Source organism: Cellulomonas olei, from assembly GCF_039548315.1.
GTDB lineage: Bacteria > Actinomycetota > Actinomycetes > Actinomycetales > Cellulomonadaceae > Cellulomonas.
Window position 1 is genome coordinate 1 of the sequence record NZ_JBCLVN010000093.1, and the last position, 6,786, is coordinate 6,786.

General features: G+C 74.6%; 4 protein-coding genes. All 4 read right to left on the bottom strand.

All coding sequences use genetic code 11. The features are described 5' to 3' along the window. A partial coding sequence (locus tag AAHH18_RS18000; protein WP_343302562.1) for a methyl-accepting chemotaxis protein occupies positions 1-1,143 on the bottom strand: 1,143 nt, incomplete at its 3' end. 141 nt (positions 1,144-1,284) lie between these two features. Next, positions 1,285-3,003 (bottom strand): methyl-accepting chemotaxis protein, encoded by a 1,719-nt coding sequence (locus tag AAHH18_RS18005; RefSeq protein WP_343302563.1) that lies wholly within the window; start codon positions 3,001-3,003, stop codon positions 1,285-1,287. 169 nt (positions 3,004-3,172) lie between these two features. After that, positions 3,173-3,589: a chemotaxis protein CheW gene (locus tag AAHH18_RS18010; RefSeq protein ID WP_283321497.1), complete on the bottom strand. Its 417-nt coding sequence runs from the start codon at positions 3,587-3,589 to the stop codon at positions 3,173-3,175. After that, positions 3,586-6,039, bottom strand: coding sequence for a chemotaxis protein CheA (locus AAHH18_RS18015; protein ID WP_343302564.1), 2,454 nt, complete (start codon positions 6,037-6,039; stop codon positions 3,586-3,588). Before AAHH18_RS18015 ends, AAHH18_RS18010 begins: the two co-directional genes overlap by 4 nt. Positions 6,040-6,786: the final 747 nt, after the last annotated feature.

The window sequence follows — 6,786 nt, forward strand, 5'->3', positions numbered from 1 at the left end:
CGCCTGCGAGGAGTTCTGCGCGATCTCCCGGATGCTGGCGCCCATCTGCTCAGCGCCCGCCGCGACCGTCTGGACGTTGCGCGACACCTGCTCCGCGGCAGCCGCGACGACCCCCGCCTGCGCGGACGTCTCGTCGGAGCCGGCCACCACCTGGTTCGACGCCGCCGACAGCTCCTCGGCCGCGGCCGCGACCGTCTGCGCCGTCTCCACCACGCCCGAGATCGCGCCGCGCAGGTTCCCCTGCGCCCGGGTCAGCGCCCGGGCCATGCGCCCGAGCTCGTCGTCGGAGTCCACCTGCGGGGTGACCGTCAGGTCGCCGTCCGCGAGCGCCTCGACCGCGCGCTGCACCTCGGTCACCTGGCGCCGGATCATGCCGGCGATCACCATGCCGACGGCGGAGACCAGCGCCACGCCGGCGACGAGCACGACGACCAGCACGACGGTGCTCGACCGCGCCTCGGCCTGCGCCTGGTCCGACACGGACTCGAGGTACGCGGCGACCGTCTTCTCGGCGGTCTCCAGCCCGGCGATCATGCCGTCGAGCGCCGTCTTGGCCTCGCCCTGCGTCACCTCGCCGAACGTCACCTGGTCGTTCTCCAGGGCCGCGGGCACCAGCTGGTCGTCGCGGATCTGCGTCCACGCGGCCCAGCCGGTGACGAAGTCGTCCCAGCCCTCGACGACGTTCTCGCCGATGCCCTGCTCGAACGCGTCCGCGGCGGCCTGCAGGTCGGCGTCCGTCGCGGCGATCGCGTCGAGCGCGGCCTGGCGCTGCTCCTGCGTGTCCGTCTGGCTCGCGCCCGCCTGGGCGACGAGCATCCGCGCCTTGAGCTCCTCCTGGTGCACCACGGCGAGCGGGGTCGCGACGTCCGCGTTGACCTCCTGCACGCTCGCGGTGCTCTCGGCGAGGTCGTTCAGCCGCAGCACGGCGAACGTGCCGGTGGCCGCGACCATCACGACCACCAGCGCGAGCAGCTGGATGATCTTGGTGCGCACGCCGCGGTTCGCGAACCAGGCGGTGCCGCGGCGGGTGCCGCGAGGACGGTGCCCGGACGCAGGCGGCTCGCCGTGGCCGCGCTGGGTGGGCACCCTGTCGACCGTCGGCACCCGCGCGGGCGTCGACACCGTCGTCGTGGTGACGCTCATGGTGGGTCCTTCCTGTCCGTCCCCTGCTGACCCACCGATCGTCCGCACCCGCCGCCGGCTGAGCCCGGCAGCGGGTGATTGCCGCACGACGACGCGCCGCGCCACCCCACCCCGGGGCGGCACGGCGCGGCGACGGAGCGGTCAGTACGTGAAGCGGGACACCCGGCCGCGCAGATCCTCCGACAGCCGCGCGAGCTCCGCGACCGCCCCGCCCATCTGGCCGAGCGTCTGCGACGAGGTCGCCGCGGCCGACGCGACGCCGGTGATGTTCGACGCGATCTCGCCGGACCCGGTGGCCGCCTCCGCCACCGACCGGGACATCTCCGTGGTCGTCGCGGTCTGCTCCTCGACCGCCGACGCGCTCGTGAGCTGGTAGTCGTTGTTCGACGCGATCTCGCCGGTCCCGGTGGCCGCCTCCGCCGCCGACCGGGACATCTCCGGGGTCGTCGCGGTCTGCGCCTCGACCGCCGACGCGCTCGTGAGCTGGTAGTCGTTGATCGACGCGATGATCTCCGAGATCTCCCCGATCGCGGTCACGGCCGACCCGGTGTCGGTCTGGATCGCCTCGACGCGCCGGGCGATGTCCTCCGTGGCCTTGGCGGTCTCCTGGGCCAGCTCCTTGACCTCGCCCGCGACGACCGCGAAGCCCTTGCCGGCCTCACCGGCCCGCGCCGCCTCGATGGTCGCGTTCAGCGCCAGCAGGTTCGTCTGCTCCGCGATCGACGTGATGACCTTGACGACGTTCCCGATCTCCTGGCTCGAGACGCCGAGCCGCGACACCTGCTCGTTGGTCGCCTGCGCGACGCCCGTGGCCTGCGCCGCGACCTTCGCCGCCTGCGACGCGTTCTGGGCGATCTCGCGGATGCTGGCGCCCATCTGCTCCGCGCCCGCGGCGACGGTCTGCACGTTGCGCGACACCTGCTCGGCCGCCGCGGCAACCACACCCGCCTGCGCCGAGGTCTCGTCCGAGCCCGCGACCACCTGCGTGGAGGCCACCGACAGCTCCTCGGCCGCCGCGGCGACCGTGTGCGCGGTCTCGGCCACGCCCGACACGACACCCCGCAGGCTGTCCTGGGCGGTGTCGAGCGAGCTCGCCATCGCGCCCAGCTCGTCCACGCTGTGCACGTCCGCGCGGACCGTCAGGTCGCCCTCGGCCATCGCCTCGAGCGCCTGCTGCACCTCGCGGGCGTCCCGCGACAGCCGGCGCGCGACCCGCAGGCCCACCACCAGCACCACGGCCAGCCCCACCACGACCAGGCCCACCACGATCAGCAGGGTGCGGGACACCGTCGCCTCGGAGTCCTCGGCGTTAGCGGCGGCCACGGCGGCGACCGCGGCGTTCTCCTGGACGATCGCCTCGGCCGCGATCGTCGTCTGCGGCAGGATCTGCTCCCGGTAGAGCGCCGCCGCGCCGGTGACGTCACCGGAGTCCGCGAGCGGGAACAGCTCCTCCTCCGCGAGGCGGACCATCTCGGACCAGCCCGAGTCGAAGTCCGCCCACGCCTGCGCGTCCACCGCGAGGTCGTCGTAGGCGGCCTGCTGCTCGGCGATGCTCGCCTCGTACTCGTCGAGCTGCGTGCGCAGGTCGGCGCGCACGTCGTCCGCCGCCGCCGGGTACTCGACCATCCGCGCCCGGCCGGCCTGCAGCGCGCGCTGCAGGTCGCTGACCTGCCCGAGCTGTGCCACGTTGGCGGCCGACGACTGCACGTCGGTGCGGAGCTGGCCGAGGCTGACGGCCGAGGCCAGCACGACGAGCACGGCCACGAGGCCGGCCGCGGCCAGCAGGCCGAGCACCTTCGCGGCGATCGACGACCTCAGCCCCCGCCGGGGACGAGTGGTGGCGGCGGACGGCTGGGACATGCTGATCTCCTCGCAGGACGGACCGGGGGTTCCTGACGCCTCATCGACCACCTGGCCGTCCGTGTGATCGCCCGGCCGGGTGAACCGGTTCGTCAGCCGGGGGAACGCGCGCGGGGCGCCCCTCCCGGCGGACCGGGTGGGGCGCCCCGCGGCGCGGCGCGGCGGACCGTCAGGCCGCGGTGGCCTGGTCCACGTCGAGCACGAGCAGCAGCCGGCCGTCGAGCTTGTGCGCCCCGAGGATCAGCGGGCGCAGCGCGGCGTCGAGCGTCTCCGGCGGCGCCTCGAACGTCTCCGGACCGACCTCCATCACGTCGCCGATCTCGTCGACCAGCAGGCTCACCGGCTCCCCGGCCACCTGCACGACCACCATCATCGGCTCGGCGTCCTCGCCCAGCGCCTCCAGGCCCAGGCGGGGGCGCAGGTCGACCGTCAGCACGACCTGACCGCGCAGGTTCACCAGCCCGGCGACCCCCGGCGGGGCGAGCGGCACGCGGGTGCGCACGTGCGACCGCAGCGCCTCCTGCACCCGCGTGACGTCGACCCCGTACAGGCTGCCGCCCAGGGAGAACGTGACGTACTGGCTCATCGCAGGGCTCCCACCAGCTCGGTCCCGGCGACCTGCGTCGGGACGTCGTCGAACGTGGAGCGGTGCTCGCTCCGCTCGTCGTAGAACGCCGCGTCGGCGGCGAGGATCGCGCGCCGCACGTCCAGCAGCTCCGTCACGCGGTCGCCGAGCACCGTGGAGCCGACCAGGCCGGCGTCCTCGATGTCGGAGTGCCGCGCCGAGTCGTCGTCGACGATGTCGACGATCTCCCGGACCACCAGGCCGACGCTGCGTCCCGCGCGGCTGTAGACCACCAGCAGCAGCTCGGAGCTGTCCTCCTCGCCGTACGCGCCGAGGATCCGGTCCAGGCGCGCCAGCGGCAGGATCGTGCCGCGGTACTGCACGACCTCGCGGCCGCCGACGTACTCGACCTGCTCGGCCTGCACGTGCTCCAGGCGGGCCACGGACGCCAGCGGCATCGCGACCTGCCGGCCGCCGCCGATCCCGACGACGAGCACCTGCTGCACCTCGTGGGCCAGCCCGGCGGCGTTGCTGCTGTGCGCGTCACGCGCGGCGGCGTCCAGCTCCCCGGCCAGCGCGCGGCGGGCGATCGCCTGCACGTCGAGGATCAGCGCGACGTGCCCGTCACCCAGCACCGTCGCGCCGGCGTACGCGCCGATCGCCTTGAGGCGGGCCGACAGCGGCTTGACCACGATCTCCTCGGTGTTCAGCACCCGGTCGACCAGCAGCCCGAACCGCTGGTGGTCGGACTGCACCACCGCGATGACCGCGTTGTCCGGGCGCTCCCCGCCGACCTCCAGCACGGAGGACAGCGACACCAGCGGCAGCAGCTCCCCGCGCAACCGGTACACCGGCGCCTCGTGGATGTGCTCGATGCCCGACTCCGAGCGCTGCGAGTCCAGGGCGACGAGCTCCAGCAGGTTCACCTGCGGGATCGCGTACAGGTCCCCGGAGCACTCCACCGTCAGCGCCGGCATGATCGCCAGCGTCAGCGGGATGCGCAGCCGCCACGTCGTGCCCCGGCCGACGACGGACTCCACGTCCACCGCGCCGCCGATCGACTCGATCTTGGTCCGCACGACGTCCATGCCGACACCGCGGCCGGAGACGTTCGAGACGACCTCCGCCGTGGAGAACCCCGGCAGGAACAGCAGCTGCAGCAGGTCCGCCGCGCTCATGACGGCGACCTGGTCCGCGGTGCGCAGGCCCTTCTGGACCGCCTTCGCACCGATCTTGTCGGGGTCGATGCCGCGGCCGTCGTCGGCCACCTCCACGACGACCTGACCGCTCGCGTGGTACGCGCGCAGCGCCAGGACGCCCTTCGCGGGCTTGCCGGCGGCGGCACGGTCAGCGGCCGACTCGATGCCGTGGTCCACGGCGTTGCGCACCAGGTGCGTCAGCGGGTCCTTCACGGCCTCCAGCAGGCTGCGGTCCAGCTCGGTGTCACCGCCGGACAGCTCCAGCTGCACCTCGCGGTGGCACGCCGCCGCGACGTCGCGCACCATCCGCGGCATCTTCGACCACAGGTGCTCGATGGGCTGCATGCGGGTCTTCATGACCCCCTCCTGCAGCTCACCGGCGATGAGGTTGAGACGCTGCGCGGACCGCGCGAGGTCCACGTCGTCCGTGCCGGTGGCCAGGCGGCTGATCTGGTTGCGGGCCAGCACCAGCTCGCCCACCTGCCGCATGAGGGCGTCGAGCAGGTCCACGTCCACGCGGATCGACGCGTCGGCGGCGCCGCCCCGGAGGGTGCCGACCTCCTCGGCGGCTGCCGCGGCGGGCGGCGCCGGGGTCGCGGCGGCCGGTGCCGGGGTGGCAGCGGCCGGTGCCGAGGCCGCGGGGGCGGGCTCCGGCACCGGGGTCGGCGCCACGGCGGACGGGGTGGACGGGGCCGACGGCGACTCGCCGATGGCACGCGCCGCGGGCGCGGCCGGCTCGGACGGCGTCGCGGGCGCAGCGGGCTCAGGCTGCGGGGCGGCGGCCTCCGCGGCGGGCACGGGCCCGGGCGCGGCGGGCGCGGGTGGCTCCGCGGGCTCGACCGCTGCCGCGGGCGCGGCCGGCGTCTCGGCGACGGGCGCCGGGGCGGCGGACGGGTCGGTCGCCTGGATGGCCTCGATCGCCGCGATCACCGCGTCGATCTCCACCGCGCCCTCACCGCCCTCGGCCTCGATGGCGCGCAGGATCTCGCGGATCGTGTCCACGAGCCGCAGCAGCACGTCCGTCGTCGCCTGGTCCATCGAGCGGCGACCGTCGCGCAACTCGACGAGCAGGTTCTCGCCGGCGTGCGCCACGCGCTCCAGGTGGGAGAACGCGAGGAACCCGCTGGTCCCCTTGATCGTGTGGATCGTCCGGAACACGCTCGCGATGAGCGCCCGGGATCCGGGTTCGCTCTCGAGCGCGACCAGGTCCTGGTCGAGCTGGTCGAGGTTCTCGTGGCTCTCGACCAGGAACTCGCGGACGATGTCGTCCATGTCCTCCACTGCAGCCTCCTCGCGGGTGCACCGTCTGACGTGAGGATCGGCGGCGAGCACCGCTGCGTGAGGCATTCCGCCACGCGACCCCCGTCGGACGGGGTGAACTCCCCCTCACCCGTCCCGCACAGCCCCACGACCTCCCGCACAGCCACACGACTCCCGCGCAGCCCCCGACTCCCCCGCAGCCCCTCTCTCACGCGCAGCCCCACGATTCACGCGCAGCCCCACGGCTCACGCGCGGCCCACGACTCCCCCGCCGCCCCAGGACTCACACGACCCCAGGACTCACGCGCAGCCCCAGGACTCACGCGCAGCCCCAGGACTCCCCCCGGCAGCCCCCGTGGCTCACCACCCCGCCGAGAGTCCAGGACATGCCCGGGAACTCGGACCGCCGCCCGCGTGTCCTGGCTTCGCACCGCCCGGGAGCCGGCACGGACGAGGCCGCGCGCGAACGCAGCTCTGCGCTCCCGCGCGAGCACAGCCCCGCCGAGAGTCCAGGACATGCCCGGGATCTCGGCCCGCCGCCCGCGTGTCCTGGCTTCTCACCGCCCGGGAGCCGGCACGGACGAGGCCGCGCGCGAACGCAGCTCTGCGCTCCCGCGCGAGCACAGACCCGCCGAGAGTCCAGGACACGCCCGGGATCCCGGTCCGGCTCCGGCGTGTCCTGGCCTCTCGGCGCGGCCGGCACGGCTGGCGGGCACGATCGGCGGGCACGGCTGGCCGTGCCCGGCCGGCGGGTGCGAC